Here is a 25,667-nt window from a genome sequence, read left to right as displayed (position 1 = left end):
AGGGTGCTGCAAAAAAGTACGGCGATTAACGCTGGATCTCGCGATCACGGTCCAGTTGGTAGGGCAGGTCAAGCAGGTGCAAGCCCGGGCCCTCCAAGGTGCCCAAGCGCACGTCGCCACTGTCGGCAGCTTCGGCTTGCAGCACAGCGAGAAGTTCAATCGACTGGTCAGCTTTTGCCGCGATGACCACTTCGCCGATTGCGCTGTTATGGCTGGGGGAAAACAGCGGCGTGCCTGGCTCGGGAAGTTCGTCGGCCTCCAGGCTCAGGCGATACAGGCGCCGCTTGAGTTTGCCCAGGTACTGCATGCGCGCGACGATTTCCTGGCCGGTGTAGCAGCCTTTCTTGAAGCTGACGCCACCCACGGCCTGCAGGTTGAGCATCTGCGGGATGAACAACTCGCGCGTCTGGGGCATCACCTGGCCGATACCGGCACGGATCTGACCAAGCAGCCAGGCATTCAATTGAGCTTGTTGCAACTGCGCGGCCAATTGGCTGCGCACGGCGTCGGCGTGTTCGGCAGGTACCCAGAGTTCGGCACGGCCCGGGGAAACGCGGACGGCGATCAATGCTTCGTTGCGCGCCACGCTATCGGTCTCGACCGGCAGCGCGAGGCCCAGGGCGCTCAGGGCCGCGTCTGCGTTCGCCAGGCCGAAGCGCGCCCAGGCAGCGCTTTCGTCGGTGAGCTTGGATTTGGAGAACACCGCGTACTTTTTCAAATCTGCCAGCTGCGGTTCAAGCAACTCGGTGGCCATGGCCAGGAGTACGCCATCACCCTGCAGCAGGATGCGGAAGCTCGACTGCATCCGGCCTTTTTGCGTGCAGCGCGCGCCCAGGCTGGCCTGGGTTTCACTCAGGTAATTGAGGTTGCAGGTCAGTTGGCCCTGCAGGAACTTGGCAGCATCAGAGCCGCGGACGGCGAGAACGCCTTCGTGGGACAGGGAGCAGAAAAAAGCGGAGTCAGCCATGGGTCATCGCAGGTCAAAAAGTCATGGGTGCATCATAGAGGGGCGTCCGGCAAATGCATAGTTTCGTCGCGGTCGACCAAAGCCGACTGTTCCGGTGTCGCCTGGGCTGTATACTTGCGCTCTATTTTAGGAGGGCTCCATGGTCGAAGATGTAGAAATCAATCGCCTCTACTGGCACAGCCGTCGCGGCATGCTGGAGCTGGATGTGTTGCTGGTGCCTTTCACCAAAGAGGTGTACGCGACGCTCAATCAGGTGGACCGCGACCTCTACGTCAGGTTGCTTACGTGCGAAGACCAGGACATGTTTGGCTGGTTCATGGAGCGCGCCGAATCCGAAGACCCGGAGCTGCAGCGCATGGTTCGGATGATCCTGGACCGTGTCCAGCCCAAGTAATCGTTTCGAATGCCGCTGGCAGGCCTCGCGGCTGTTGCTGGCGGCCTATGTGCTTGCCCAACTGATCGCGCTGGGCAGCCTGCTGGTTCTAAACCTGCCTTACTCAAGCCTGGGCATCCTGTTATGCCTGGCTCATTGTGCCTGGGTGTTACCGCGGCAAATTCTGCTCACTCACCGTTCGTCGATTCGTGGCCTGCGCCGTGACGACGATGGCTGGCAATTATGGAGCGCCGCACGCGGGTGGCACCCTGTGCAACTGCGGCCCGACAGCCTGGCGTTGCCGCTGATCGTGGTGTTGCGTTACCGGGCGCAGGGTGAACGGCGAGTGCGGTCCATCTGCGTGCCAAGGGATGCACAGGCCGCCGATGTGCACCGGCGCCTGCGGGTACGCCTGAAGTTCAGCCGGCGTAGGTGGTTGGCACCAGGATAGTGTCCCGGGCTTCGGGCAGCATCTGTGGATAGTCGAGGGTGTAATGCAAGCCGCGGCTTTCCTTGCGCTCCATGGCCGACCGGATCATCAGCTCGGCCACTTGGGCCAGGTTGCGCAATTCGATCAGGTCGCGGCTGACCTTGTAGTTGCTGTAGAACTCGACCCTGTGAGGCTAAACCCAATGGATACAGGGGTTTCAGCCGATGACCGTCAACCACCGCTCCCAAAGTGGGACAAACCTGTTACAAACTGCGCTCGCCAAGCCATACCACTATCGCCGGTCTGGTCGCTATTACCTTCGCCTTCGCCCGCAAGGAACCGTTAAGGGCTTCTTCACGCTGTCACTCAGGACCACCGACAAGGCCACCGCAATGACCATCTCAGACGACATCCTTTCGACCCTCAAGGCCTACCACTTGGACAACCCAGAGGCGTCATGGGATGAACTGCGCGCGCGCCTGACTGACTTCGCTGAGTACAACTTGACGATGGCACACGGTGACAGCTCACTGGTCGCTTACGAGATGATCAACGATGAGCATCACTTGGCGTTGCGTAAGGCGTCCGCAACGTTGCCTCTGAGTGTGAATCAGCAGCGGGCAGTCAGTAAGGCCCTTGAGATCCTTGAGGCCTCTCAGGAGCGTATGCGGGGCCGTTCAGGGAAGCTGGTCGAGATCGTTAAGGACCTCAACGATGAACCTTGTGGCACGCCTGAAGCCCTCTTTCTCTCCCAATCTGTAAATGCTTCTCCGGGTCTGACCTTTAAGTCTCTCTCTGCGCTCTACATGGAGGAACGCAAGGACAGCATTCAGGCCAGCACCATGCGGGACGTGAAGTCATCGTGTGAGGCCATCGGTGCGGTCCTTGGTGACTTGGACATGAAGAGCCACACACGGGAGGACATGAAGGGCCTCAGGGAAAAGCTCCTTGAGGCCCGTAAGCCTTCGACAGTTAAGAAGCTGCTGACCCGGCTATCAACGGTCATGGATTGGGCTGTGAACAATGGCTACCTCGATAAGAGTTTCGATAAGGGCCTGAAGCCAACTAAAGGAGCTGACAGCTCCCGTGAGGCGCTCTCTCAGGATCAGGTAAAGGCCCTGATGGCTCACGCTAAGTCGCTTCCAGTGGACGCTTGGCAGCGCTGGGCGTTGTCCCTTGGAGTGATCACTGGGACCCGTATTGAGGAACTCAGGCAGTTGACCAAGGCTGACGTTAAGCAGGTCGGGACTGTGTGGGTCATCGACATCAATAGGAACGATGGCAAGACAGCCAAGACCAAGAATGCTCTACGTGTCGTACCGCTGACTGACGGGGCCTATGGCTTCGACCTTAAGGCGTTCCTTGAGTTTGTCAGGAAGGCCGACTCTCGGCTGTTCACCTTGGGCGCTGGTCAGTTCTCGAACCTGCTTAATGGTGCGTTACGGGATGTCTTGAGCTTGAACGCTGATCGGACCCAGACTTTCCACTCATTGCGTCACTCACTGGCCGGTGCCTTGAAGGCCGCTGAGGTGCCTGTGGGAACCGCTGAGTCCATCTTGGGTCACGCTTCAGGGTCTATCAGTTATGACCTGTACGGGGCTGGGAGTGCCGTTGAGGTGGGCCGTATGGCGGACGCTCTGGTGAAAGCTTTGAAGCTGGTAAGCTAAGGCTGCATCTATGCTGGTCGCCAACGAGCGCTTAGTATGCGGACATCATGGAACATTAACTAAGTAACGGAGCTGTCAATTGAACAATGGACGTTTCTTCAGTGGCCTCGCTCTTTGTGCAGTGCTTCAAGTCTTTGCGGCTCATGCGCTGGGGCAGGAAAAACTATGGGTCACCACAGATCGTACTGATCGACACACTTGCCCATCTACAGAGTGTGGGGTCGCAGGCCGTCTTATGTTCAGGGAAGGCGTTGACATCTTAGAGCGTAAAGGTCAGTGGGTGCGTATTACTAAAACCTATTCTGCATCCTGTACTGGCGGCGTCAGCGAGTACATTAAGTCTGGAAATAAAGCCTGTACGGCCGTTAATGGCATCAAGGACGGGAAGTTTGCTGAATGGGTTCAGAGCAAAGATTTTAGCCGAGATCGCCCTAAGGACCCTTCAGAGGATGCAAGTGGAGATTACTCTCTCGTAAAAGGTTCAGACGATTATAGGATTTATAAGGACCCATTTGCTAAAGCAGCGCGGGCATTGATAGATGACGGCACTTGTACTGAGGATGACTTCAAGGAAATTGGTGGCTGGATGGCCTCAACGAATCGTGGCGAAGGTGTGTACTTCACTTATTGCGGCGGTATGAAAGTCAACAATAAGGTCTACCTTGATGTCACTTCAGGGAAGACCAGCCGTTAGGTTCGATAAGGACATGCGAGCGGTTGTGAGTCCTGACGTGTTAGCTACACGTTCGTCGAAGATTTAAAAACCCTCACCCAAAGAGGGACAGGCTAAATCAGCGTTGCTTTCCTTTCAAGATGCCGCAAGGTCACCTCAAAGGTGGCCCTCTGCGGGCAAGGCGTGTACGTCCAGTGATCAACGTTACCTCTTTCAGGTAGACCAATGTCCAAGACACCACGACCACCAAGCGCAGCCCTAACGGGATCTGCGGGGCCAGCATCAGGTCCACTGTAGCGATTCTGTCTGCGCACTTCGTGTGAATAGACCCTTGATAGGTTTGGGCCTCCTATCTCTGATCGCACAGTATAAAGGGGCCTTTTAACTTAAAGATCTCTACAAGATGACTCTAAGATTAAGTTTTATTAGTTTAGTTCTATAAATAATAAAAACTTAAAGAGAATGCTCTTAGAGTTACCTTAAGGTCGATCATTAAGATCTTGGGTCTACCTTCGATGTCGTGGTTGTAGAAGTGTGACCGTAGCGGCTCGTTGGTGCTCCAGTATGACCAGATTAAAAACCCTCACAAGAACAGGGACAGACCGCTAAGCTAATCGGTCGCTCTGAATTCCTCTACGCCCGTCGCTGGGCTTTTATCAACGTCAAGTCTTTCTGAATGCTTCTTGAGCCATAGTCGATGCCCGTAGTGGGGCCTTGACGGTCGGCCTGTGGGAGCGAACTCAGGGGGCATTCAAAAGGAGTCCACTACTATGCTGGCCAACACCAATAACCAAACTGATCTGCTGCCTATCGTGATTGAGGGGCAGACCTTCAAGCCGAACGAAGATGGAATGTGGAATCTCAACGAGATCGCCAAGACTCTGAATGTTCGGGAACCGGGTCAGTGGCGTAATGCTGTTCAAGCTGCCCTGATCAAAGATGCAAATTTGCATGTCTCCCACGGTAACGGGACCCTTGCAACAGAAGAGGGCGCAATTGCATACGCCATGTGGGTTTCAACCGACTTTTACCTGATGGTCATTCGTGCGTTCATCGCCATGCGTAACAGTGCCGTCCGTGAGCTGCGCCATAAAGATGCCCTTCTGGACGCAAACATGCCCAAGGCTACGACTCTCGACATGAAGGCTCGCGGCGCGGGTCTGACATGGACCGAGGCTTGCCGTGTGGCTGGTATTCAACAGCCTCGACTTGCTCTTGAATTTCTCGCAAAGGGGGCGATGTTCGTTCACGTCTGTGACGATTTTGGTAGCCGTACTGGTCAGATCCGACCAAAGCAGCAAGGTTTCTCATCAGGCGCCTTTGTGGCGATCTCATCGGACTTCGGCAACCGTGAAGGCTGGAGGGTCAAACCCCGTGGCCTTGACTGGTTGCGTGCAAATACTGAGACCATCAACGTCGGCGTAGCTGAAGCCAAGGCCGCTCAGGCCAAAGCTAAGAAGGCCACTCAGGCATCCCGTGTGGATCGCTGGGGCCGTGCATGCAAGGAGGCATAGCTATGAGCAGTTCCTTCCTCGACCAGCTCAATGCCCTGTGCGTCACCCCCGCGTCCCGCGTGAAGTTGCTGACCCTCCGAGGCATCTGGCGTGATCGACGTGCCCGTAACAGCTTCTATTGCGAGTCATCATGCGGGGTCCATTTGGATTCCCTACTGGCCCACCTCGAAGCCAATCACCCCGGTCTGAGCGCCTTCGTTAAGTCGATCATCGGGTCACCATCGCTCCACATCGACGCGGTACTCCGTGCACGCTTAAAGGTCCCTTTAGGGAAAGCTCAACGCATCATCCATCTACTGTAACGCCGTCCGCCATCGGCACCAAGATCACACCCCGCCAAGTTACAGACCCGTGATCGCACCAACCCAAACCCAGAAGATATTGATCATGTCCTTGAGAGGTCCGTGCGGCTACTCCTTGCCATCTGGTCACGTTGCCTCTATGCGGCAGGGCCATGAATCAATGTCTCGAATTTAGGAGACACCTACCATGCAATTGAACATTCAAAACGTAACGCCCGAAACTGTTGAAGTCCAAGGCCAGAGCGTGACCCGTACCTTCGCTGAAGGCGTGATGCTGTCTGGGCTGATCGCTGGTGCAGGTAAGAATGATTCGGCCCGTGAGGCCATCGTTAAGCAATACCTTGACGCTGGTCTGATCGCTGATGCGTTCCCCGCTGTGGTCCGAGCAGTTCGTGCTCGTGAGGCCCATTCAGCAGCCGAGCGTGAGCGCCAGTTAGCTGAGTCTCGTGCCCATGCTGAGCGCGTTGCTTCCTATGCGACCCCTACGGCCCTTGAGGTCGCCCGTCGCCGTGCCAAGCGTGAGGCCCGCGAAGCTGAATACCGTGCACGTGGTGCTGCTATCCGTGCCGCTAATGGCCGGTCCTCATGGTCCTCGTGGGAATGACTCACGGGCAACCTACTGACTCACACCGTCTTGCCTCCGGTGGCGCTGGCTCTTGTTGGCGTCCCGTTGAACCCCTTCAAGTAAACTTTCAGGAGATACTCAATCATGCCTACTCGTAAACAGAACGCTTTCAAATCCGCCGACCACCGCGAGAACACTGACCGTTACAGCGCACCGACTGCCTATGAGCAGGCCGTGTGGGGCAATGGTGGTAACCTTCAGTTCAACACCCAGGCATCCACAAGCGCCCCATGCAGTGACGGCAGCGTCGCCGCTGAAGGTATCGTTGCGGTCCTTGACGACTTCTTTAATGGTGGCGAATGGCACCAGAACGCCGTTGATGCTATCCCGTGTGAGTTTCGACCTAAGGGCACTGAGCCGACCCCTGTGCAACTGGTCAACATGGTCGACCGCAACGTCGAGTTCGACCCACGTAAGTCGATCTACGACACCTCGACCATTACAAAGGGTGAAGCTGTTGCCGGTGACGTGATCTTTACGGAGCCCACTGATACCGCCGCGTTCTTCTCGCACCGTATGACTCTGTTAGATGCTCATGTGGTGGCAGGTTTCACCAGCAACTCCATCGGCCAAATGCTGGATAAGGCCATGCAGGACTTTGAGAAAGCGTGCGGCTCTACCATCGTGGACATTCTCCTGAAGTCCCCAAGTGTCGAGGTCAAGGATGTCACCATTGCTGGCACTGGACCACGTGATCGTGCTGAGGATTGGATTGACCAACTAACACTGAGCATCAACCACTCAGTGGGCAACTCCCTGAGTGACTTCGTGCTGCTGATGCACATGACCGAACAGGCAATCCTTGAGCGTGCTGCCCAGCGTGCAGGCGTAGATGATATTGAGGACCTGTTGGGCTGCCGTACCCAGTTCTATTCGGATGGCAACCGTGGCGTCTTCATGCTCCCTAAAGGCTTCGCCTCCCTGTCGTTCCGTGAAGGTAACGACGGTGATGTGTGGTCAATCCTCGCCAGCCGTAACGCCTCGGTACAGGGCTGGGACATCGAAATCACCGGTATCGCTGACGTAATGGCTCAGGCCAAGGTCAAGCTGAAGCTGGCAAACCCAGCGGACCCTACTGAGAAACTTCAGGTCGAGACCGTAGACTTTCCGCTGATCACCCGTGTGGTCGTCAAGCCGTAACACCCGCTGTATCCATGAGGTCCGTAATGGGCCTCATGGGCGAGCTGTTTAGTTGCTATGCTTGGGCATCGACCATGTTACGGCAAGGCCAGCCATGAGTTTTACTCTCTGTTATACCTACAAGGACAAACGGGTGGTTACGAAGATACAAGTCGATCACCTGACCCCATATGCAGCCGTTTGCTTTGCCCTGCTCCAGTCAGGGGCCACCAACGACTCAAGTGGTGGAGGCTGGCCTAAATCCTATGAGGGCATCCTTGAGATTGCCACTCAATACGGTCTCACAAACCTGACGGTTCACCGATCCCTTAACTCTTAGGACAACTTCATGGACACGTTTAGCGCGGCCTACGGGCCTGCGTTGGTGTTCATGTGGCCTTCTGGCTGTATGGGTGCCTCAAGGGCACCTCATGAGGATCTGGCACAAAAATCTGAGTGACCACCTGTAACTACTAACCTGCGCGCTTACCCCCATAGGCCCTCGCATGCTCGCTCAGGCGCACGATAAGGACCCTTGCGGGCAGGTGATAAGGACCTCAGCGTTGGGACAAATGTGCGCCAAAGCTGTTACAAACTGGGGCCCCATGGTGCTACGCTATGGCTCCTAACGTGCCTCATTTGTCGGGTGTAAGGATCGTATCCTTCGCCTCTGGCAGCAGCTCTGGATAGTCCAACGTGTAGTGCAGACCCCGAGATTCCTTACGTTTCATGGCAGACCTGATCATCAGTTCCGCTACTTGAGCAAGGTTCCTCAATTCAATCAGGTCTCTGCTTACGCGATAGTTGCTGTAGAACTCGTCGATCTCATCCAGCAGCAAGCGCACCCGATGTTGCGCCCTTTGCAGGCGCTTGTTGGTGCGCACGATGCCCACATAGTCCCACATGAAGCGTCGCAGCTCGTCCCAGTTGTGAGCGATGATCACGTCTTCGTCCGAATCAGTGACCTGGCTCGCATCCCAGCGGGGCAGGGCGGCTGGTACCGGGATGTGCGGCAGTTGCTCAAGAATGTCCGCTGCCGCCGAGCGGGCATACACGAAGCATTCGAGCAATGAATTGCTGGCCATGCGGTTGGCGCCGTGCAGGCCAGTGAAGCTGGTTTCGCCGATGGCATACAGGCCCGGCACGTCGGTGCGGCCATGCTGATCGACCATCACGCCACCGCAGGTGTAGTGCGCGGCCGGCACCACGGGGATCGGGCCCTTGGTGATGTCGATATTGAAGGTCAGGCAGCGTTCGTAGACGGTCGGGAAGTGGGTCTTGATGAAGGCTTCGGGCTTGTGGCTGATGTCCAGATACACGCAGTCGATACCCAGGCGCTTCATTTCGTGGTCGATGGCGCGGGCGACGATATCGCGTGGTGCCAGCTCGGCGCGTGGGTCGAAGCGCTGCATGAAGCGTTCGCCATTGGGCAGCTTCAAATGTGCGCCTTCGCCGCGCAGGGCTTCGGTGATCAAAAAGCTCTTGGCCTGCGGGTGATACAGGCACGTGGGGTGGAATTGGTTGAACTCCAGGTTGGCGACCCGGCAGCCCGAGCGCCAGGCCATCGCAATGCCGTCGCCGCACGCACCGTCGGGGTTGCTGGTATAGAGGTAGACCTTGGCGGCGCCGCCCGAGGCGAGAATGGTGAAGCGTGCGCCATAGGTATCGACTTCACCGCTGGTGCGGTTCAGTACGTAGGCGCCCAGGCAGCGTTCGCCCGGCAGGCCCAGGCGTTTTTCGGTGATCAGGTCGACGGCGACGCGCTGCTCCAGCAATTGGATGTTGGGGCGTTGGCGGGCCTGATCGAGCAGGGTCTTGAAAATCGCGGCCCCGGTGGCATCGGCAGCGTGAATGATTCGGCGATGGCTGTGGCCGCCTTCGCGGGTCAGGTGGAACTCAAAGCCACCGTCGTCGCTGCCGGCATGTTCATCGCGGGTGAAGGGCACACCTTGGTCGATCAACCATTGGATGGCTTCCCGGCTGTGCTCGACGGTGAAGCGCACGGCGTCTTCGTTGCACAGGCCACCGCCGGCGTTAAGGGTGTCTTCGACGTGGGATTGCACGGTGTCTGTGTCGTCCAGCACCGCAGCCACGCCGCCCTGGGCCCAGAAGGTCGAGCCGTTGGCCAGGTCGCCTTTGCTCAAAACCGCTATACGCAAATGGCTGGGCAGGGTCAGGGCCAGGCTCAAGCCGGCGGCGCCGCTGCCGATGACGAGGACATCGTGTTGAAACTGTTGGCTCATTTGACGGATTCCGCAAAAAGCGATCCAAAGGGGGGCGCAAACAGGACGCCTGGATCGGCGAATCAAAGGGTCACACGGGCCACTAGTATATAGAGGGGTGGAGCGGCACAATAGCCACGCCTTCGTGGCATTGTGAGATTATGCTGCGCAGCGTTGGGAAACGGCCGGTTGGCGGGACGGGAACTTTTTGCATAAGCCCCGACTCAATAGCAGGTTGCCCGAAAGCTGGGAAAACGTTGAGTTTATTGGCCCGTCGGGAGCATTGGACGCGTCACGAAACCGGCGACAAGATTATTCGCGCAGCCGGCACCGACCGTGCTGCGTTTTTCGTGTGTGCCAAATCAGTGCATGCCGGAAACTTGCTTGAAGGGGGAGAACTTTTGCGAAAAGCCCGAGTCTATGTTTGCAAGCCTGATCGTTTAGTTATGCAAGCCTCCTTCAAGTACAACGAGGAGTGTTCATGCTAACCCAGGAAGAGGATCAGCAGCTGGTCGAGCGCGTACAGCGCGGTGATAAGCGAGCATTTGATCTGCTAGTGCTGAAATACCAGCACAAAATTCTCGGGTTGATCGTGCGGTTTGTGCACGACACCCATGAAGCGCAGGACGTTGCACAGGAAGCCTTTATCAAGGCTTACCGTGCACTTGGAAATTTCCGCGGTGACAGTGCGTTTTATACGTGGCTGTACCGCATCGCCATTAACACGGCGAAAAACTATCTGGTGTCACGCGGTCGCCGCCCACCAGACAGTGATGTCAGTTCAGAAGATGCAGAATTTTACGATGGTGATCACGGCCTCAAAGATCTCGAGTCGCCGGAGCGTGCATTGCTGCGCGACGAGATCGAAGGCACCGTTCATCGCACTATTCAGCAACTGCCAGAAGATTTGCGTACGGCGTTAACTTTACGTGAATTCGATGGTCTGAGTTACGAAGACATTGCGAGCGTCATGCAATGTCCGGTGGGGACTGTGAGGTCACGGATTTTCCGGGCCCGAGAAGCCATCGACAAAGCCTTGCAACCGTTGTTGCAGGAAAACTAAAGACAGCGGCGACAGCCAAGAGAGGAACCGCCATGAGTCGTGATGCCCTGCAGGAATCGCTGTCCGCAGTGATGGATAACGAAGCGGATGAACTGGAACTTCGTCGAGTGCTCAACGCATTTGATGACGCCGAAACCCGTGATACCTGGTCTCGTTACCAAGTCGCTCGGGCGGTGATGCACAAGGATCTCCTAATCCCTCGTCTGGATATTGCTGCGGCCGTTTCTGCTGCACTGGCGGATGAAGCCGTTCCGGCAAAAGCCTCGCGTGGTCCATGGCGTAGCCTGGGTCGTCTGGCAGTGGCCGCCTCGGTGACCGTTGCTGTGTTGGCAGGCGTTCGCCTGTACAACCAGGACGAGATCGCAGGCAACGAGCTGGCCCAGCAGACTCAGCAGCCGGTCATGGCCGGTCCGCAAGTCAAAGGCCCGGCCGTGCTGGCTGGCTACAAGGAAAGCACCGATACCACCGGCCCTATGGCCAATGGTGTACTTCAGGGGCAATCCGGCTGGCAAGATCAGCGCCTTCCAGGCTACCTGCGTCAACATGCGCAGGAATCGGCCGCCAAAGGCACTGAAAGCGCTCTGCCATACGCTCGCGCAGCAAGCCAGGAAAACCGCTGATTCGCTAAGGAGCCCTATGCGCGCCATACCGCTCCTTGCGCTTTTGCTCAGTAGTTGGTTTGCACTATCCGCCCATGCCGATGAAGCCCAAGACTGGCTGACTCGACTTGGGCGTGCAGAGCAGCAGCAAAGCTTCGAAGGTACGTTTGTCTACGAACGTAACGGCAGTTTTTCAACCCATGACATCTGGCACCGCGTCCAGGATGGTCATGTCCGTGAACGATTGTTGCAACTTGACGGCTCCGCCCAAGAAGCGGTCAGGGTTGATGGTCGGGCACAATGTGTCAGTGGCACGTTGGTTGCCGGTCTCGGTCATTCGCCTGAGGCACCCTCGCGTATTCTTGATCCAAAAAAACTCACTTCATTCTACGATCTGGCCGTCATTGGCAAATCCCGTGTGGCCGGTCGTAATGCGGTGATTGTGTCGATCAGCCCGCGTGACCCCTACCGTTATGGGTTTGAATTACACTTGGACCGTGAAACTGCGCTGCCGCTCAAGTCCTTGCTGCTAAATGACCAGGGGCAGTTGCTGGAGCGTTTTCAGTTCACCCGCCTGGATACTTCGGCCACTCCTTCTGAGCAGAGCTTGCAGCCCGGCAGCGACTGTTCGCCGGTAACAATGTCCGCCGCTAAATCTCCTGACATGTCTGCCACGCAAAAGTGGCATCTGGACTGGCTACCGCCTGGTTTCCAACAGATCAGCAGCGCTACGCGCAAAGATCCCCAAACGAAATCTACCGTCGACAGCCTGATGTATGACGATGGGCTCGCGCGTTTTTCGGTGTTTCTTGAGTCAGCCAACGGCGCTGATGTAAATGAAACCCGCGCTCAGCTTGGGCCGACCGTGGCAGTATCCCGGCGATTGAATACGGTGGATGGCGAAATGATGGTTACGGTGGTGGGCGAAATTCCCATCGGCACAGCTGAACGTATCGCGTTGTCGGTGCGTGGTGAAAAAGCCGCCGCCAAGCCCTGAGATTGTTAATCTTATGTTCATCCTGGTCTATCAATCTGGGCCCGAATTTCGTTGGGTGCTGGGCGTATGAAATCTCTGGACAGCATTTTCACTTGCAAAAACTTCCCATGTTTTTTATAGGTCAGGGTTTGATGGCTCTGGCCTTGTTTGTTCGCGGAGCAAAAATGCCACTCGCAGTATCCGGCGTTTATTGAACCCTGTCGCTTAACCCTGCTCGTCGTAACGGGAGCTGTATGTCGATACCACGTTTGAAGTCTTACTTATCCATAGTCGCCACAGTGCTGGTGCTGGGTCAGGCCTTACCTGCGCAAGCGGTCGAGCTGCCTGATTTCACCCAGCTGGTGGAGCAGGCCTCGCCTGCCGTGGTGAACATCAGTACCACGCAGAAGCTGCCGGATCGCAAAGTCTCGAACCAGCAGATGCCCGACCTGGAAGGCTTGCCGCCCATGTTGCGCGAGTTCTTCGAACGCGGGATGCCCCAACCTCGCTCTCCCCGTGGTGGCGGTGGTCAGCGCGAAGCCCAGTCCCTGGGCTCCGGCTTCATCATTTCGCCTGACGGCTACATCCTCACTAACAACCATGTGATTGCCGATGCCGACGAGATTCTCGTGCGCCTGGCCGACCGCAGTGAACTCAAGGCCAAGCTGATTGGCACCGATCCACGTTCCGACGTGGCTTTGCTCAAAATCGATGGCAAGGATTTGCCGGTGCTTAAGCTGGGCAAGTCTCAGGACCTGAAAGCCGGTCAGTGGGTGGTCGCGATCGGTTCACCGTTCGGCTTTGACCACACCGTTACCCAAGGCATCGTCAGTGCCATCGGTCGCAGCCTGCCAAACGAGAACTACGTACCGTTCATCCAGACCGACGTGCCGATCAACCCGGGTAACTCCGGTGGCCCGCTGTTCAACCTGGCCGGCGAAGTGGTGGGGATCAACTCGCAGATCTACACCCGCTCCGGTGGCTTCATGGGCGTGTCCTTCGCGATCCCGATCGATGTGGCCATGGATGTCTCCAATCAGCTCAAAAGCGGCGGCAAGGTCAGCCGCGGCTGGTTGGGCGTGGTAATCCAGGAAGTGAACAAGGACCTGGCTGAGTCCTTCGGTCTCGACAAGCCGGCCGGTGCCCTGGTTGCGCAGATTCAGGACAATGGCCCTGCGGCCAAAGGCGGCCTGAAAGTGGGCGATGTAATCCTGAGCATGAACGGCCAGCCGATCATCATGTCGGCAGACTTGCCTCATTTGGTCGGCGCGCTCAAGGCCGGCGGCAAAGCCAAGCTGGAAGTGATTCGTGACGGCAAGCGCCAGAACGTCGAACTGACCGTTGGGGCAATTCCGGAAGAAGGCGCGACCCTGGACGCCCTGGGCAACGCCAAGCCAGGTGCCGAGCGCAGCAGCAACCGCCTGGGTATCGCCGTGGTTGAACTGACCGCCGAACAGAAGAAAACCTTCGACCTGCAAAGCGGTGTCGTGATCAAGGAAGTTCAGGACGGCCCAGCCGCCTTGATCGGCCTGCAACCGGGTGACGTGATCACCCACTTGAACAACCAGGCAATCGATACCACCAAGGAGTTCGCCGACATCGCCAAGGCGTTGCCGAAGAATCGCTCGGTGTCGATGCGCGTCCTGCGTCAAGGCCGTGCCAGCTTCATCACCTTCAAGCTGGCTGAGTAATCCGCTAGACCTATAAAAAAGCCCCGCTGCCGGTTAACGGCAGCGGGGCTTTTTTGTGGGCGGCGGGTTCAGCTCATCATGCCTTTCACCAGGCGCTCCTGTTCGATCAGCTCACGCTGACGGGCGTCGATGCGCGAGGACAGCGGGAAGTTATTGCCAGCACGCCGCTTGGCAAAGTCCAACTGCTGGATGGCTTGCTGGAAATCCCCCACCAATGCGAAATATTCAGCGCGAGCCTGATGCAGGCCAATAATGTTGCCGGACAAACCGCGGGTTTCAGCAACCTGATACCACACGTCCGGATCGTCCGGCCGCGACTTGAGTAGCCCGTCCAGCGCCTTTTCTGCATCGGCGGTACGGTTCTGTTTAAGCAACAGATCTACCCGCACCTGGTTCAATGGATAGTTGCTGGGGTACTGGGTGAGCATGCGGTCGGTACGTTGTTGCGCATCCGGCATGCGGTTGCTGGTGATGTCCAGTTCGATTTGGGCCAGGTTGTAGGTGATGTCGTTAGGCGCCTTGGCCAGCAACGGCGCCAGGCTTTCCCGCGCTTCCTTGAGTTGAGTACCCTTGATCTGGGCGATGGCCAGGCCATAACGCGCTACATCATTTTTAGGGTTTTCATCCAGCTGTGCCTGGAAGCGCTTGGCGGCCAGACCTGGCGTGTCTTCGTATTTGAGCTGCACCCGTGCGCGAATCAATTGATAGCGCAGGCTGTCTTCCTTGCCGCCAGGTTTGGCTTGTTCGGCGCGGTTGCGGGTGTCGGCGATACGCGATTCGGTTACCGGGTGAGTCAGCAGGAATTCCGGCGGCTTGGCGTCGAAGCGGTATTGGCGCATCAGCCGTTCGAACATGGTGGGCATGGAGCGCGGGTCGTAGCCGGCTTTCTCCAGGTTGAGAATACCGATGCGGTCGGCCTCTTGCTCGTTCTGGCGGGAGAAGCGGCGCTGTTCCTGGATCGCGGCGGCTTGTGAGCCGGCAATCGCGGCGATACCGGCATCACCGGCACCCGCAGCAGCGGCGATAATGCCCCCAAGCAGGGCGGCCATCATCGGCAGTTGCATGCGTGATTGCGCTTCCACGCCTCGGGCGAAGTGGCGCTGGGACAAGTGTGCCAGTTCGTGGGCCAGTACCGACGCGTATTCACCTTCGGTCTGTGCATTGAGAAACAGGCCGCCGTTGACCCCGACGATCCCACCGGGAGCCGCAAAGGCGTTGAGCTGTGGGCTGTTGATCAGGATGAATTCCAGGCGCCGGTCATTGACCTGGCTGGTCTCCACCAGCTTGTACACGCTGGTTTCAACGTAATCCTTGAGTTGCGGGTCGTTGAGTTGCGAAACCTGGCCGCGCAGGTAGGCCAGCCAGGCGCGGCCCAGTTGGTATTCCTGTTGCGGCGAGACAATGGCAGAACTGGCATCACCAAGTGACGGCAGGTCGTCAGCGAAGGCCGGGGAGGCCAGCAGGCAGGCCAGCGTCAGCAGGGTAGGGCGCAAAAAAGTCATGCACAAAGCCTTTCGACAAAGAGCTTACTGTAGCCGGACACTGAGCTTGGGACCAGATATTCTAAGCAGCCCGAATGTTTGCCTGGAGTAACACCATGACCGACGCTGTAGCCTGTGACGCCGAACTCGACGCCAGCGGTCTGAACTGCCCTTTACCATTGCTCAAGGCCAAGCTGGAGCTCAATAAAATGGCCAGTGGTGCCGTGCTCAAGGTGACTGCCACCGACGCCGGCTCCCAGCGTGATTTTCGCACCTTTGCCAAGCTGGCCGGCCACACCCTGGAGCATGAAGACGCCGCCGAGGGTGTGTACCGTTATTGGTTGCGCAAGGCCTGAAGGCCTTATCGAGGCAAGATCAAGCCTTGTTCAGCGCCTGCGCTGCCGCCAGAACCGCATCAACATGGCCCGGCACTTTCACGCCGCGCCATTCCTGACGCAGGACGCCTTGGCTGTCGATCAGGAAGGTGCTGCGATCCACGCCCAGGTATTCCTTGCCATACAGCTTCTTCAACTTGATTACATCAAACAGCTGGCAGACCGCTTCGTCCTTATCGCTGATCAGCTCGAACGGAAATTCCTGTTTGCCCTTGAAGTTCTCGTGGGACTTCACGCTGTCACGCGACACGCCGAACACTTCGGTGTTGGCGGCCTTGAACGCGGCGTACTGGTCACGAAAACCCTGGCCTTCGGTGGTGCAGCCAGGGGTGCTGTCCTTCGGGTAAAAGTAGATCACCACTTGCTTGCCCTTGAAGGCTGCAAGGCTGAAGGTCTGGCCGCTGGTGGCCTGGGCCTCGAAATCGGCCACGGGTGTGTCGATGGCTACCGGCATAGAGAAGTACTTCCTTACATTGGGTTCTGTGGGCGCCATGGCTCAATCAAGGCGTCGAGGTTCAGGGCATCGGCGAAATCCAGGAACTGGTCGCGCAACCAACTGATCTGTACACCGGCCGGCAAGGTCACGGTAAAGGTGGCATTGAGCATGGTGCCGCCGGTTTGTGGCGCCTGGTAGGTGTCACAGGTCAGGTTTTCCAGCTCGACGTTGTGGTCGATAAAGAACTGGCACAACTCGTTGACGATGTCCGAACGGTAGGCCGAGCTGACATAGGCTACGTAAGGCAGGGCCTGGGGACGGTTTTCCAGGGCAGCGCTGCGTACCACGTTGACGGTGAAATCATGCTTCTTGGCCAGGCCTGGCAGGCCGGTTTCCAGACGCGCCAAGGCATCCCAGGAGCCAGAAATCTGCAGGACCAGCGCACTGCACTCGCCATGGCGGGTCAGGCGGGAGGTCACGACGGCGCAGCGGTTCTCATGGCTGGCGCGGCACAGGACGTTGGTCAGCTCCATGGGGTTGGCGCCGAGGGCACTGATAACAAGGAATTGTTCGCGAACTGTGGGGGTGGACATGCAGCCTTCCTAAAGCGATGAGCGGTCGATACCGTGTGGGCGGTATCGATCAAAGGATCAAGGGTAGCGAAAAGCGTCGCCAAGGGCTAGGAGGTGGCGTTTTCATTGCGTGATCAGCCCGCTTCGGGCGGTGCTTTGGCCTAATGATGGCATTGCCCGTCGTTTAGTTGCGCCAGAACGCATCCTCACGCGGTACTTCGCTTGTACAAGCATCTTGGCGCCAGTACCATTACGGCTCTCTTTTTCCGGCAGGAGCGGTTGCATGATTGCGGGCAGTATGGTGGCACTGGTCACACCCATGGATGCACAAGGTCGTCTCGACTGGGACAGCCTGGGCAAACTGGTGGACTTCCACCTGCAAGAGGGCACCAACGCCATTGTGGCGGTCGGCACCACAGGTGAATCGGCCACCCTTGATGTGGAAGAACACATCCAGGTGATCGAATTCGTGGTCAAGCGCGTAGCGGGCCGCATTGCCGTGATTGCCGGTACGGGCGCCAACTCGACGCGTGAAGCGATCGAGCTGACCAAGAACGCCAAGAAGGCCGGCGCCGACGCTTGCCTGCTGGTGACTCCGTACTACAACAAGCCGACCCAGGAAGGCTTGTACCAGCACTTCAAAGCCATCGCCGAAGCCGTGCAGATCCCGCAGATCCTCTACAACGTACCGGGTCGCACCGCGTGCGACATGAAGGCCGAGACCGTGATCCGCCTGTCCACCGTGCCGAACATCATCGGCATCAAGGAAGCCACCGGCGACCTGCAGCGCGCCAAGGACATCCTGGCCGGCGTGAGCAGCGACTTCCTGGTGTATTCCGGTGACGACGCCACCGCTGTCGAGCTGATCCTGCTGGGTGGCAAGGGCAACATCTCCGTGACCGCCAACGTGGCCCCGCGCGCCATGAGCGATATGTGTGCCGCCGCCATCGCGGGCGATGCAGCCACCGCGCGTGCGATCCACGAGAAGCTGATGCCGCTCAACAAGACACTGTTTATCGAATCCAATCCTATTCCCGTGAAGTGGGCGCTGTTTGAGATGGGCCTGATGCCGGACGGTATCCGTCTGCCGCTCACCCGCCTCAGCGAAGCCTGTCACGAACCGCTGCGACAGGCCCTGCGCCAGTCCGGCGTCCTGGTTTAATTGAGGAAGCACTACGCATGAAGCGATTGGCCGGACTTTCCGCACTTGCCTTGATTATCTCCAGCACCAGTGGCTGCGGTTGGGTATGGGGCCCGGAAGGCTACTTCCGTGACCGCGGCAGCGATTACCTGGAAGCGCAAGCAACCAAACCGATGCAACTGCCGCCTGATGTCAATGTCGCCAAGCGCCTTGACCCGCTGCTGCCGATTCCACGCAACGTTGCCGACGACACGGTCAAGGGTGAGTACGTAGTGCCACGCCCACAGCCGATTATGTCCGTGGCCGATGCCAGCGACTACAGCCTGCAAAAAAGCGGCGACAATCGTTGGATCGTGGCTCAGCGTCCGCCTGCCGAGGTCTGGCCGGTGGCGGTGCAGTTCTTCCAGGACAACGGTTTTAGCATCGACCAGCAACGCCCGCAGACCGGTGAGTTCACCACCGCGTGGCAGCAAGGTCGCGAGCTGTCCGCCAACATGGCCCAGCGCCTGCTGGCGGGCGGTGTTGCCGCCGACAGCGAAGCTCGTGTGCGTGTGCGCATCGAGCCAGGCGTGCAGCGCAACACCAGCGAAGTCTATGTGGTCAGCGCCGAGCGTCCTGCAGGCAGCACAGCCAACGTCGATTTCACTCCACGTTCGGTCAACACGGGTGTTGACGCCGCGCTGGTCGACGAAATGCTCGCCAGCATGAGCCGTATTTCCGAGAAGGGCGGTTCCGTATCCTTGCTCGCCGCCCGTGATTACGACACCCCTAGCCGCGTCAGCCTCACCGAAGACGGCAGTGGCAACGTCGTGCTGAACCTGGGTGAAGACCTCGACCGTGCCTGGGCCAGTGTTGGCCGCGCGTTGGAGCAGGGCCCTTGGCGCGTTGAAGACATCAACCGCAGCCTGGGCCTGTACTACATCAACGTGGCTGAAAAGGCTGAGAAGAAGGACGACGAGCCAGGTTTCTTCGGCAAATTGTTCGGCAGCGCGCCGACCAAGGAAGAGATCGAAACCCGTGCCGAGCGTTATCAGGTTCGTTTGAGCAAGGTGGGCGAAAGCGTGCAAGTCACCGTCGAGAAGAACATCAACACCGTCGCGCCAGCTGAAACAGCGCGCAAAGTGTTGGGGGTGATTCAAGACAACCTGGGCTGATCCGATGCGTTTTGCCGTTCTCGGCAGCGGTAGCCAAGGGAACGGTACGCTGGTCGCCCACGATGACACGTATGTGCTGGTCGATTGTGGTTTCTCGTTAAGAGAAACCGAGCGACGCCTGCTGCGCCTCGGTGTTCACCCGGCGCAGTTGAGCGCGATTCTAGTGACCCACGAACATGCCGACCACGTGCATGGCGTGGGTTTACTGTCTCGGCGCTACAATCTGCCGGTGTACATGAGCCGCGGCACGTTGCGCGGGATGCGCAAACCCATCGAGCCGGCAGGTTTTCTGGCTGGTGGCGAGCAACTGCAAATCGGTGCCCTGAGCATCAATGTCGTCGCGGTTGCCCACGATGCCCAGGAGCCGACGCAATACGTATTCAGTGACGGTGAGCGGCGCTTCGGTGTGCTCACCGACCTGGGTTCTTATTGCGCCAAGGTGCTGGAGGGTTACCGGGACCTCGATGCCTTGATGATCGAGTCCAACCACTGCCGAGACCTGCTGGCACGCGGTCATTACCCTTACTTTCTCAAGCAACGGGTGGGCGGCGAGCTGGGACATTTGAACAACCACCAGGCCGCATACCTGGTGTACGAGTTGGGCTGGCAAGACCTGCAACATCTGGTCCTGGCTCACCTCAGCAGCAAGAACAACCTGCCGACGCTTGCCCGGCAATGTTTTGTCGACACCCTAGGGTGCGACCCGGACTGGCTGCAACTGGCCGATCAAGATTCAGGGCTCGACTGGCGACACATCGCCTAGCCCACCTTACTCAAAGCGGAGCCCATCATGGAAAAACGTGAAGAACTCTACCGCGGTAAAGCCAAGTCGGTGTACAAGACCGACGACGCCAACCGCCTGATCCTGCTGTTTCGCAACGACACCTCGGCGTTCGACGGCAAGCGCATCGAACAACTGGATCGCAAAGGCATGGTGAACAACAAGTTCAACGCCTTCATCATGCAGAAGCTCGAAGCGGCCGGTATCCCGACCCAATTCGACAAACTGCTGGGCGACAACGAGTGCCTGGTCAAGAAGCTCGACATGATCCCGGTGGAATGCGTCGTGCGCAACTACGCCGCCGGCAGCCTGGTCAAGCGCTTGGGCGTGGAAGAGGGCCTCAAGCTCAACCCTTACACGTTCGAACTGTTCTTGAAGGACGACGCCAAGGGCGACCCGTTCATCAACGAATCCCACGTCGTGGCGTTCGGCTGGGGCACCGCTGAGCAACTGGCGCGCATGAAGGAGTTGTCCCTCAAGGTCAACGACGTGCTGACCAAGCTGTTCGACGACGCCGGCCTGTTGCTGGTGGACTTCAAGCTCGAATTCGGCGTATTCCACGACGGCTCCATCGTCCTGGGCGACGAATTCAGCCCGGACGGCTGCCGCCTGTGGGACAAGGACACCAAGAAGAAGATGGACAAAGACCGCTTCCGCCAGGGCCTCGGTGACGTGATCGAAGCCTACGAAGAAGTCGCCAATCGTCTCGGCGTACCGCTGTAATCGACGCAAGCATCTGATAGCACGGAAAAAAATCACCTTTGGGGTTTGCTTCCGCGAAACACACTGTTATGATGCGCGCCGTTGGAGAGATGCCAGAGTGGCCGAATGGGACGGATTCGAAATCCGTTGTACCTTCACCGGTACCTAGGGTTCGAATCCCTATCTCTCCGCCATTACATAGAAAAAGCCCCGCAGCTGAATAAGCTGCGGGGCTTTTTCATTTCCAGTCTTTATCAGCGACTGCTTCAGGGATATTTTCCAGTCCTGCCTAACGCTGATCAAGGCGCTCAGACGCTTTGCGATAAGCCTGATCACGCTCACGTTTATCAACGGCGACCACGAACACCGCAATTTCCTGATCGATCACTTGATACACCAGCCTGTACCCGCTACTACGCAGTTTGATCTTGTAGCAGTCAGGCAGGCGATGTAGGCGATTAGCCTCAATACGTGGGTTGTTCAGGATTTCGACCAGCTTCTTTTTGAGTTGCTGACGGAGGGTGTCACCGAGCTTTTGTCATTCTTTCAATGCACGCGCATCAAAATCAAGGCTATAGGTCATCCAAAGAAACCCTTACGCGTTGAGGCGATGCAAGACGCTCACGTACGGTCGCCATCAAGGCTTCATCCTCTTCAGTCATCAGCACAGGCTTAAATGGCAACTGGCCGCGCTCGGCAACATATTGCAACGCCTGGCGTATCAGTTCGGAAGGGGTGACACCAAGTTTCTCCAGCTCCAGGTAGGCGCGAGCTTTCAGGTCGTCATCGATACGAATGTTGATAGATGCCAAGGGATAGCTCCTTGTGTAATGACGTTGGTCATTACATTGGAGCAATCGGGTTTCATTGGCAAGTTTGTCTGGACATACGGCAGTCGCTCTCATCTGTTGATCCTACTTTTTGGCCGTCGGCTTTGCCGGGCGCTTTTTATCGGTTTCTTTCACCGTTTCCCTTGGTCTTTTCTTCGCCTCTTGCTCGGTTACGTATTCACCTGTGACCGCATCGCGATATCTCGTTGGCATATCAGCACCCTTGACAGTATGTCGCCACGGCGGCGACTTTTTGAGACTAGCTCGCAGGCTTATGCACACAAGGTTCCCGGTGGAGATTCTGGTTACCAAGCTTTGCCGAAACAGGTGCTTACGTTGTGCAGGTTCGGCAGTTTTCGTGCAGGGTTGCGTTGGCTGGGGTTACATCATGAATAAGATCACCGCTGATTCTACCGAAGGGCATGCACGCAAAATCTTTTGCGTAGCCGATGATGTCGGCACCGAAGAAACCCTTATAAACGCCACCGAAACCCTCTCATCCGCCCTTCAATCCGCCTACCAATGCGCCGAAGATCCAGTCAGCACGCAGTCGCCCGTGATCATGGCCCTGGCTCAATTGATCGAGAACGCGCAAGCCTTGGTGGATGCTGTCCTCGAGCGTGATTTCCCCGCGGCCAAATAAATACCTGCTCCCTGAAACGAAAAAAGCCTGCTGAGCTCAATGCTCAGCAGGCTTTTTGCGCCTACAACCCGGTCAGGCTGGCTGCGCCACCAGGCTATTACTCACCTTGCGTCCCAACACCAGCACGGTCGCAAATCCGAAACCCACCAACACCGTGGCCAGGCTCAACAACACCGAGCTGCCCATCTGGTCGACGATCCGCCCGCCAAAGAACGAGCCCAGGGCAATGATCACCTGAAACAGCGCCACAAACAGCGGCATGCCGCGTTCTACATCCTTGGGCGCCACGACGAACATCCAGATGCTCGCGCAGGCCGGGAAAGCCCCGAAGGCGAAGCCCCACAGGGCGATCAGCATCGCCGCGCCGGTCATGCCGGTGGCGAAGTAGGGGAACAGCGCGGTGCTGGTGCCGATCATCAGTGCGACCAGCAACAGGGTGTTGCGTACGCTGCGGTTGGCGGCAAAGCCGGCGAAGATATTGCCCAGCACCCCAGCCACGCCATACAGCAACAACAGCGAGCCAATCGTCGGTCCGTCGAAGCCGGAGCTGTGTTTAAAGAACGGTGCGACATAGGTGTATGCGGCAAAGTGTGCGAGACCGATCAGCAGCACGGCGATCAACCCGACCCGTGCTTGTGGGTTGATAAACAAAGCCGGCAGGTCACGGATCTGAATGGCTTTCTCCGGGGTGAGTCGCGGCAGCAGGAAGATCTGCGCCAGCAGTACCGGAATGCCCACCAACGCCGTGACCAGGAAGGTCATGCGCCAGCCCATCAGGCCGCTGAGCCATGTACCTACCGGCACGCCCAACACGGTGGCCAGGGTTACGCCCATCATGATGATCGAGGTGGCTTTCGCAACCCCCACGCCTTTGGGCGCCAGCCGCCCGCTGAGGGCAATGGCGGTGGCCCAGAAGCCGCCGATGCTGATGCCGAGCAATACGCGGCCGAACAGCAGCAGGCTGAAATCGGTGGCAAAGGCCACCACCGAGTTGGCGATGATCATCACCAGTGTCAGGCCAATCAGCAGGTAGCGACGGTCCATGGCGCCAATGCTGACCGACAGAAACGGCGCGGCGAGGGCGGCCATGATGCCGGGTAATGTGACCATCAATCCGGCGTGACCGGCACTGATACCCAGGTCGCTGGCGACGTCGTTGAGTACGCCCACCGGCAGGAATTCACTGGTCACCAGGGCAAAGGCACCCACGGCGACCGAAAGAATCGCCAGCCACTGCTGTTTGACGCTTTGTTGATTATGTTCGGGAAGGCCGTTAGAGGCCTGGCTCGCGCTTGGCATGGTGTGGGATTCCAAGGTGAAAGTCGCCTGAGGTCAGACGCAGGAGAGGGAAGCTGGGGGCGATTATAGGAATCAGTGTTGGCAATCGAGCAGGCGCTCGTTTCGATAGTAATCATCAGTGCTATCGATGTGAGGTTTTTGAAGAGTCCTCACTCAGCATCACAAACGAAAAAGCCCGAAGTTGAGTCAGCTCCGAGCTTTTCCGGTTATGACGATGTTTAAGGTGCAGGGGGGGAGTTTTATTTTAGCTAGCCAGCGCGTTCAGTACATGTACCGGGTCGTTATGGATAGCTTTCAACAACGCCTTTGCCGGCCCAGTAGGTTCGCGACGACCCTGCTCCCAGTTGCGCAACGTACCGAGCTGAACGTCAATCAGCGCTGCGAATTTAGCCTGGGTCAGCCCTGTTGCCTTACGGATCTCTTTAACTCGCATTGAGTCGACATGAAATTCACGGGATGGCTCCCGTTCTCCGCGCAGGATCTCGTTCATCTCTTGAACGCTTTCCATCAATTCATCAAAAAGTCGGCTCATAGCTATCTCCAGTGCTCAATCGCAGCCTTCAGTGACTTGCGTTCGTCGGCGCTCAAGTCCTGCTGTTCATTTTTGGGATAGATCATCAGTAAAACAATCTGTGATGCCGAGGCGAAGTGGTAATAGATCACACGTGCCCCGCCTCGTTTACCATGGCTCTTGGCTGCTACTCGTATTTTGCGGATACCGCCCGTACCCTCAATCACATCGCCTGCAGCGGGATTCACTACAAGCACGTTCTGAAAGGCCGTGTAGGCATCTTCGTCGATCAATTCTTTAACGCGACGTGTGAAGACCGATGTCTCAATGAAAATCATCGCTAATGTACGCCATTGGCTTAGTTCGCTGCAATCCTAGCCGTGCGCGCTTCGGTGCGCATCCGGTGAGTTGTAACTGCTTTTTGGCGCACTCGGATGCGGCCAATTATGTTCTGGCCAACCGCTCCAAAAGGCACTCAATAAACACCCCCTCCGCCCGACTCATCTTCTGCTCCCGGTTCCAAAGCACGTGAATATCCACATCCGCAATGCCCTCATCCGGCGGCAGCCGCCAGAGCAGCCCGTTCTGCACATCTTCGGCCACTACATGCACCGGCAGGCATCCCAGGCCATACCCGGCAATCACCAGGCGCCGCACTTCTTCCAGGCTGGATGACGACGCCACAATCCGCCCGCCGAACCCTTGCTGATCACGGAAAATAGTCAGCGGCGAGAGCATCCCGCCAATCTGGTCGCTGGTAAAGCTCACGAAATTTTCCGATTGCAGATCCCCTTCGACCAACCCTGTGCGTCCGAACAATGGGTGGTGTTTCCCACAAAAAAACGCATAACGCTGACGCAGAAACAGATGCTGTTCCAGGCGCGGTTGTGGCCGGCGGTTGAGGCTGAGCCCCAGGGTCGCGGTTTTTTCCAGCAGCGCGGCAACAATGTCGGAGCTGCGCATCACTTCGACCTCCAGGTCTACCCGTGGGTGCTCGCGATGAAAGCCTGCGAGAAAGTCATCGAAAGTGTCGGAATTAATCCGGCTGATCATCAGCAAGCGCACTTTGCCGATCACTTCATCACCCGGCTTTTGCAGGGCGTTGCTCATCTGCGAAACCTGGCCGTACATCTCCCCGGCAATGGCGAAGATCTGTTCACCCGCCTCGGTGAGTACGAAGCGCGGGCCACGGCGCAGGATGAGCTGGCAATCCAGCTGTTCTTCCAGGCGCTTGAGCGCCTGGCTGATCGCCGGTTGCGTCAGATGCAGGCGGGCAGCAGCGCGGCTGATGCTCAGTTCCTGGCCGATCACGCGGAAGGTGCGCAGCAGGTTCCAGTCCAGGCGGTCGTTGAGCAGGGGGTGAATATCGCGGCGGGATTCGGGCATGGCATCGCTCGATAATAAGCAGTTTTTATAATTAAGATAATAAATAGAAAATTGACTAATCATAGCCCCAGGCCGAAAAATCGGGCTTAACGAGCGCCACCAGAGCGCACTGGTT

28 protein-coding genes, 1 tRNA gene and 2 pseudogenes are annotated in these 25,667 nt (G+C 57.6%); 19 read left to right on the top strand and 12 right to left on the bottom strand.

The genetic code is table 11. The features are described 5' to 3' along the window. Positions 1 to 25: 25 nt before the first annotated feature. Positions 26 to 967 (bottom strand): folate-binding protein YgfZ, encoded by a 942-nt coding sequence (locus tag MHH62_RS08795; protein WP_014717361.1) that lies wholly within the window; start codon positions 965 to 967, stop codon positions 26 to 28. A 139-nt stretch (positions 968 to 1,106) separates the two neighbouring features. Here MHH62_RS08795 and MHH62_RS08790 point away from each other — a divergent pair, with 139 nt between their 5' ends. Both MHH62_RS08790 and MHH62_RS08785 read left to right on the top strand, forming a co-directional pair. Next, positions 1,107 to 1,361: a succinate dehydrogenase assembly factor 2 gene (locus tag MHH62_RS08790; RefSeq protein ID WP_014717362.1), complete on the top strand. Its 255-nt coding sequence runs from the start codon at positions 1,107 to 1,109 to the stop codon at positions 1,359 to 1,361. Continuing rightward, positions 1,345 to 1,791 carry a protein YgfX gene (locus tag MHH62_RS08785; protein WP_003189446.1) on the top strand — a complete coding sequence of 149 codons (447 nt, stop codon included), beginning with the start codon at positions 1,345 to 1,347 and terminating at the stop codon, positions 1,789 to 1,791. Before MHH62_RS08790 ends, MHH62_RS08785 begins: the two co-directional genes overlap by 17 nt. On the opposite strand, the pseudogene MHH62_RS08780 reads toward MHH62_RS08785, so the two are convergent. Further along, positions 1,760 to 1,951, bottom strand: a pseudogene (locus tag MHH62_RS08780) (L-aspartate oxidase); the annotation flags it as partial. The gene MHH62_RS08785 and the pseudogene MHH62_RS08780 overlap by 32 nt on opposite strands. Positions 1,952 to 1,994: 43 nt before the next feature. Between MHH62_RS08780 and MHH62_RS08775 the strand changes: the two are divergent. From MHH62_RS08775 to MHH62_RS08750, 6 genes are all read left to right on the top strand, one after another. Continuing rightward, positions 1,995 to 3,437 carry a tyrosine-type recombinase/integrase gene (locus tag MHH62_RS08775; RefSeq protein WP_046784946.1) on the top strand — a complete coding sequence of 481 codons (1,443 nt, stop codon included), beginning with the start codon at positions 1,995 to 1,997 and terminating at the stop codon, positions 3,435 to 3,437. A 79-nt stretch (positions 3,438 to 3,516) separates the two neighbouring features. Continuing rightward, positions 3,517 to 4,131, top strand: a complete 615-nt coding sequence (locus tag MHH62_RS08770) for a hypothetical protein (RefSeq protein WP_046784947.1) — start codon at positions 3,517 to 3,519, stop codon at positions 4,129 to 4,131. Between the two features lie 749 nt (positions 4,132 to 4,880). Further along, on the top strand, positions 4,881 to 5,624 hold the full coding sequence (locus MHH62_RS08765) for a hypothetical protein (protein WP_046784948.1): 744 nt from the start codon (positions 4,881 to 4,883) through the stop codon (positions 5,622 to 5,624). 2 nt (positions 5,625 to 5,626) lie between these two features. Beyond that, positions 5,627 to 5,926: a hypothetical protein gene (locus tag MHH62_RS08760; RefSeq protein ID WP_020301032.1), complete on the top strand. Its 300-nt coding sequence runs from the start codon at positions 5,627 to 5,629 to the stop codon at positions 5,924 to 5,926. A 187-nt stretch (positions 5,927 to 6,113) separates the two neighbouring features. Further along, positions 6,114 to 6,530 carry a hypothetical protein gene (locus tag MHH62_RS08755; RefSeq protein ID WP_020301033.1) on the top strand — a complete coding sequence of 139 codons (417 nt, stop codon included), beginning with the start codon at positions 6,114 to 6,116 and terminating at the stop codon, positions 6,528 to 6,530. 105 nt (positions 6,531 to 6,635) lie between these two features. Next, complete coding sequence (locus MHH62_RS08750) at positions 6,636 to 7,691, top strand: hypothetical protein (RefSeq protein WP_339232831.1); 1,056 nt, start codon at positions 6,636 to 6,638, stop codon at positions 7,689 to 7,691. 614 nt (positions 7,692 to 8,305) lie between these two features. Here the strand turns inward: MHH62_RS08750 and nadB are convergent. After that, positions 8,306 to 9,913 (bottom strand): L-aspartate oxidase, encoded by a 1,608-nt coding sequence (gene nadB, locus MHH62_RS08745; protein WP_339232830.1) that lies wholly within the window; start codon positions 9,911 to 9,913, stop codon positions 8,306 to 8,308. 460 nt (positions 9,914 to 10,373) lie between these two features. Between nadB and rpoE the strand changes: the two genes are divergently transcribed. The 4 genes from rpoE (at position 10,374) to MHH62_RS08725 (ending at position 14,221) form a co-directional block, all read left to right on the top strand. Next, positions 10,374 to 10,955: an RNA polymerase sigma factor RpoE gene (gene rpoE / locus MHH62_RS08740; RefSeq protein ID WP_003172477.1), complete on the top strand. Its 582-nt coding sequence runs from the start codon at positions 10,374 to 10,376 to the stop codon at positions 10,953 to 10,955. A gap of 32 nt (positions 10,956 to 10,987) precedes the next feature. Further along, a complete protein-coding gene (locus MHH62_RS08735; protein WP_003189451.1) occupies positions 10,988 to 11,575 on the top strand; it encodes an RseA family anti-sigma factor in 588 nt (195 codons plus the stop codon). Between the two features lie 16 nt (positions 11,576 to 11,591). Beyond that, positions 11,592 to 12,551: a MucB/RseB C-terminal domain-containing protein gene (locus MHH62_RS08730; RefSeq protein ID WP_014717364.1), complete on the top strand. Its 960-nt coding sequence runs from the start codon at positions 11,592 to 11,594 to the stop codon at positions 12,549 to 12,551. Positions 12,552 to 12,784: 233 nt separating this feature from the next. After that, positions 12,785 to 14,221 carry a DegQ family serine endoprotease gene (locus tag MHH62_RS08725; protein WP_014717365.1) on the top strand — a complete coding sequence of 479 codons (1,437 nt, stop codon included), beginning with the start codon at positions 12,785 to 12,787 and terminating at the stop codon, positions 14,219 to 14,221. 68 nt (positions 14,222 to 14,289) lie between these two features. Here the strand turns inward: MHH62_RS08725 and MHH62_RS08720 are convergent, their stop codons facing one another. Then, positions 14,290 to 15,723: a M48 family metalloprotease gene (locus tag MHH62_RS08720; protein WP_003189458.1), complete on the bottom strand. Its 1,434-nt coding sequence runs from the start codon at positions 15,721 to 15,723 to the stop codon at positions 14,290 to 14,292. A gap of 95 nt (positions 15,724 to 15,818) precedes the next feature. Between MHH62_RS08720 and MHH62_RS08715 the strand changes: the two genes are divergently transcribed. Then, positions 15,819 to 16,058: a sulfurtransferase TusA family protein gene (locus tag MHH62_RS08715; RefSeq protein WP_014717366.1), complete on the top strand. Its 240-nt coding sequence runs from the start codon at positions 15,819 to 15,821 to the stop codon at positions 16,056 to 16,058. A gap of 19 nt (positions 16,059 to 16,077) precedes the next feature. Here the strand turns inward: MHH62_RS08715 and MHH62_RS08710 are convergent, their stop codons facing one another. Together MHH62_RS08710 and MHH62_RS08705 are read right to left on the bottom strand one after the other, a co-directional pair. Next, complete coding sequence (locus tag MHH62_RS08710; protein ID WP_014717367.1) at positions 16,078 to 16,551, bottom strand: peroxiredoxin; 474 nt, start codon at positions 16,549 to 16,551, stop codon at positions 16,078 to 16,080. Positions 16,552 to 16,565: 14 nt separating this feature from the next. Then, positions 16,566 to 17,126 carry a glycine cleavage system protein R gene (locus MHH62_RS08705; RefSeq protein WP_003189463.1) on the bottom strand — a complete coding sequence of 187 codons (561 nt, stop codon included), beginning with the start codon at positions 17,124 to 17,126 and terminating at the stop codon, positions 16,566 to 16,568. A 262-nt stretch (positions 17,127 to 17,388) separates the two neighbouring features. Between MHH62_RS08705 and dapA the strand changes: the two genes are divergently transcribed. From dapA to MHH62_RS08680, 5 genes are all read left to right on the top strand, one after another. After that, on the top strand, positions 17,389 to 18,267 hold the full coding sequence (gene dapA / locus MHH62_RS08700) for a 4-hydroxy-tetrahydrodipicolinate synthase (RefSeq protein ID WP_014717368.1): 879 nt from the start codon (positions 17,389 to 17,391) through the stop codon (positions 18,265 to 18,267). Positions 18,268 to 18,284: 17 nt separating this feature from the next. Beyond that, entirely contained in the window at positions 18,285 to 19,400 is a 1,116-nt protein-coding gene (gene bamC / locus MHH62_RS08695) for an outer membrane protein assembly factor BamC (protein ID WP_014717369.1), read from the top strand. A 4-nt stretch (positions 19,401 to 19,404) separates the two neighbouring features. Beyond that, positions 19,405 to 20,163 carry an MBL fold metallo-hydrolase gene (locus MHH62_RS08690; RefSeq protein ID WP_014717370.1) on the top strand — a complete coding sequence of 253 codons (759 nt, stop codon included), beginning with the start codon at positions 19,405 to 19,407 and terminating at the stop codon, positions 20,161 to 20,163. Positions 20,164 to 20,190: 27 nt separating this feature from the next. Then, the gene (purC, locus tag MHH62_RS08685) at positions 20,191 to 20,904 is read left to right on the top strand and encodes a phosphoribosylaminoimidazolesuccinocarboxamide synthase (RefSeq protein WP_005786030.1); all 714 of its coding nucleotides are present in this window, start codon (positions 20,191 to 20,193) and stop codon (positions 20,902 to 20,904) included. Between the two features lie 83 nt (positions 20,905 to 20,987). Further along, a tRNA-Ser gene (locus MHH62_RS08680) sits at positions 20,988 to 21,077 on the top strand. Between the two features lie 95 nt (positions 21,078 to 21,172). Here the strand turns inward: MHH62_RS08680 and MHH62_RS08675 are convergent. Further along, positions 21,173 to 21,466, bottom strand: a pseudogene (locus tag MHH62_RS08675) (type II toxin-antitoxin system RelE/ParE family toxin). Continuing rightward, positions 21,456 to 21,695 carry a type II toxin-antitoxin system RelB/DinJ family antitoxin gene (locus MHH62_RS08670; protein ID WP_014717442.1) on the bottom strand — a complete coding sequence of 80 codons (240 nt, stop codon included), beginning with the start codon at positions 21,693 to 21,695 and terminating at the stop codon, positions 21,456 to 21,458. Before MHH62_RS08670 ends, MHH62_RS08675 begins: the two are co-directional and overlap by 11 nt. A gap of 406 nt (positions 21,696 to 22,101) precedes the next feature. On the opposite strand from MHH62_RS08670, the gene MHH62_RS08665 reads away from it, so the two are divergent. Continuing rightward, complete coding sequence (locus tag MHH62_RS08665; RefSeq protein ID WP_032903173.1) at positions 22,102 to 22,356, top strand: hypothetical protein; 255 nt, start codon at positions 22,102 to 22,104, stop codon at positions 22,354 to 22,356. Between the two features lie 72 nt (positions 22,357 to 22,428). Here the strand turns inward: MHH62_RS08665 and MHH62_RS08660 are convergent, their stop codons facing one another. The 4 genes from MHH62_RS08660 to MHH62_RS08645 all read right to left on the bottom strand — a co-directional run bounded on the left by MHH62_RS08660 (position 22,429) and on the right by MHH62_RS08645 (position 25,552). Next, on the bottom strand, positions 22,429 to 23,655 hold the full coding sequence (locus MHH62_RS08660; protein WP_014717445.1) for an MFS transporter: 1,227 nt from the start codon (positions 23,653 to 23,655) through the stop codon (positions 22,429 to 22,431). 244 nt (positions 23,656 to 23,899) lie between these two features. Continuing rightward, a complete protein-coding gene (gene nadS / locus MHH62_RS08655; protein ID WP_014717446.1) occupies positions 23,900 to 24,187 on the bottom strand; it encodes a NadS family protein in 288 nt (95 codons plus the stop codon). 2 nt (positions 24,188 to 24,189) lie between these two features. Then, complete coding sequence (locus MHH62_RS08650) at positions 24,190 to 24,504, bottom strand: type II toxin-antitoxin system RelE/ParE family toxin (RefSeq protein WP_032903171.1); 315 nt, start codon at positions 24,502 to 24,504, stop codon at positions 24,190 to 24,192. A 106-nt stretch (positions 24,505 to 24,610) separates the two neighbouring features. Continuing rightward, entirely contained in the window at positions 24,611 to 25,552 is a 942-nt protein-coding gene (locus tag MHH62_RS08645) for a LysR family transcriptional regulator (RefSeq protein WP_014717448.1), read from the bottom strand. Positions 25,553 to 25,667: the final 115 nt, after the last annotated feature.

This window comes from Pseudomonas sp. FSL L8-0168 (assembly GCF_037976155.1).
GTDB classification, from domain to species: Bacteria; Pseudomonadota; Gammaproteobacteria; order Pseudomonadales; family Pseudomonadaceae; genus Aquipseudomonas; species Aquipseudomonas paracarnis.
Note: the sequence above shows the minus strand (reverse complement) of the source record. Positions and strands in the feature narration are given on the sequence as shown.

Coding starts and splice junctions, on each gene's coding strand:
- MHH62_RS08795 (WP_014717361.1), bottom strand. CDS start 967: ATGGCTGACTCCGCTTTTTTCTGCTCCCTGTCCCACGAAGGCGTTCTC.
- MHH62_RS08790 (WP_014717362.1), top strand. CDS start 1,107: ATGGTCGAAGATGTAGAAATCAATCGCCTCTACTGGCACAGCCGTCGC.
- MHH62_RS08775 (WP_046784946.1), top strand. CDS start 1,995: ATGACCGTCAACCACCGCTCCCAAAGTGGGACAAACCTGTTACAAACT.
- MHH62_RS08765 (WP_046784948.1), top strand. CDS start 4,881: ATGCTGGCCAACACCAATAACCAAACTGATCTGCTGCCTATCGTGATT.
- MHH62_RS08760 (WP_020301032.1), top strand. CDS start 5,627: ATGAGCAGTTCCTTCCTCGACCAGCTCAATGCCCTGTGCGTCACCCCC.
- MHH62_RS08755 (WP_020301033.1), top strand. CDS start 6,114: ATGCAATTGAACATTCAAAACGTAACGCCCGAAACTGTTGAAGTCCAA.
- MHH62_RS08750 (WP_339232831.1), top strand. CDS start 6,636: ATGCCTACTCGTAAACAGAACGCTTTCAAATCCGCCGACCACCGCGAG.
- nadB (WP_339232830.1), bottom strand. CDS start 9,913: ATGAGCCAACAGTTTCAACACGATGTCCTCGTCATCGGCAGCGGCGCC.
- rpoE (WP_003172477.1), top strand. CDS start 10,374: ATGCTAACCCAGGAAGAGGATCAGCAGCTGGTCGAGCGCGTACAGCGC.
- MHH62_RS08735 (WP_003189451.1), top strand. CDS start 10,988: ATGAGTCGTGATGCCCTGCAGGAATCGCTGTCCGCAGTGATGGATAAC.
- MHH62_RS08730 (WP_014717364.1), top strand. CDS start 11,592: ATGCGCGCCATACCGCTCCTTGCGCTTTTGCTCAGTAGTTGGTTTGCA.
- MHH62_RS08725 (WP_014717365.1), top strand. CDS start 12,785: ATGTCGATACCACGTTTGAAGTCTTACTTATCCATAGTCGCCACAGTG.
- MHH62_RS08720 (WP_003189458.1), bottom strand. CDS start 15,723: ATGACTTTTTTGCGCCCTACCCTGCTGACGCTGGCCTGCCTGCTGGCC.
- MHH62_RS08715 (WP_014717366.1), top strand. CDS start 15,819: ATGACCGACGCTGTAGCCTGTGACGCCGAACTCGACGCCAGCGGTCTG.
- MHH62_RS08710 (WP_014717367.1), bottom strand. CDS start 16,551: ATGCCGGTAGCCATCGACACACCCGTGGCCGATTTCGAGGCCCAGGCC.
- MHH62_RS08705 (WP_003189463.1), bottom strand. CDS start 17,126: ATGTCCACCCCCACAGTTCGCGAACAATTCCTTGTTATCAGTGCCCTC.
- dapA (WP_014717368.1), top strand. CDS start 17,389: ATGATTGCGGGCAGTATGGTGGCACTGGTCACACCCATGGATGCACAA.
- bamC (WP_014717369.1), top strand. CDS start 18,285: ATGAAGCGATTGGCCGGACTTTCCGCACTTGCCTTGATTATCTCCAGC.
- MHH62_RS08690 (WP_014717370.1), top strand. CDS start 19,405: ATGCGTTTTGCCGTTCTCGGCAGCGGTAGCCAAGGGAACGGTACGCTG.
- purC (WP_005786030.1), top strand. CDS start 20,191: ATGGAAAAACGTGAAGAACTCTACCGCGGTAAAGCCAAGTCGGTGTAC.
- MHH62_RS08665 (WP_032903173.1), top strand. CDS start 22,102: ATGAATAAGATCACCGCTGATTCTACCGAAGGGCATGCACGCAAAATC.
- MHH62_RS08660 (WP_014717445.1), bottom strand. CDS start 23,655: ATGCCAAGCGCGAGCCAGGCCTCTAACGGCCTTCCCGAACATAATCAA.
- nadS (WP_014717446.1), bottom strand. CDS start 24,187: ATGAGCCGACTTTTTGATGAATTGATGGAAAGCGTTCAAGAGATGAAC.
- MHH62_RS08650 (WP_032903171.1), bottom strand. CDS start 24,504: ATGATTTTCATTGAGACATCGGTCTTCACACGTCGCGTTAAAGAATTG.
- MHH62_RS08645 (WP_014717448.1), bottom strand. CDS start 25,552: ATGCCCGAATCCCGCCGCGATATTCACCCCCTGCTCAACGACCGCCTG.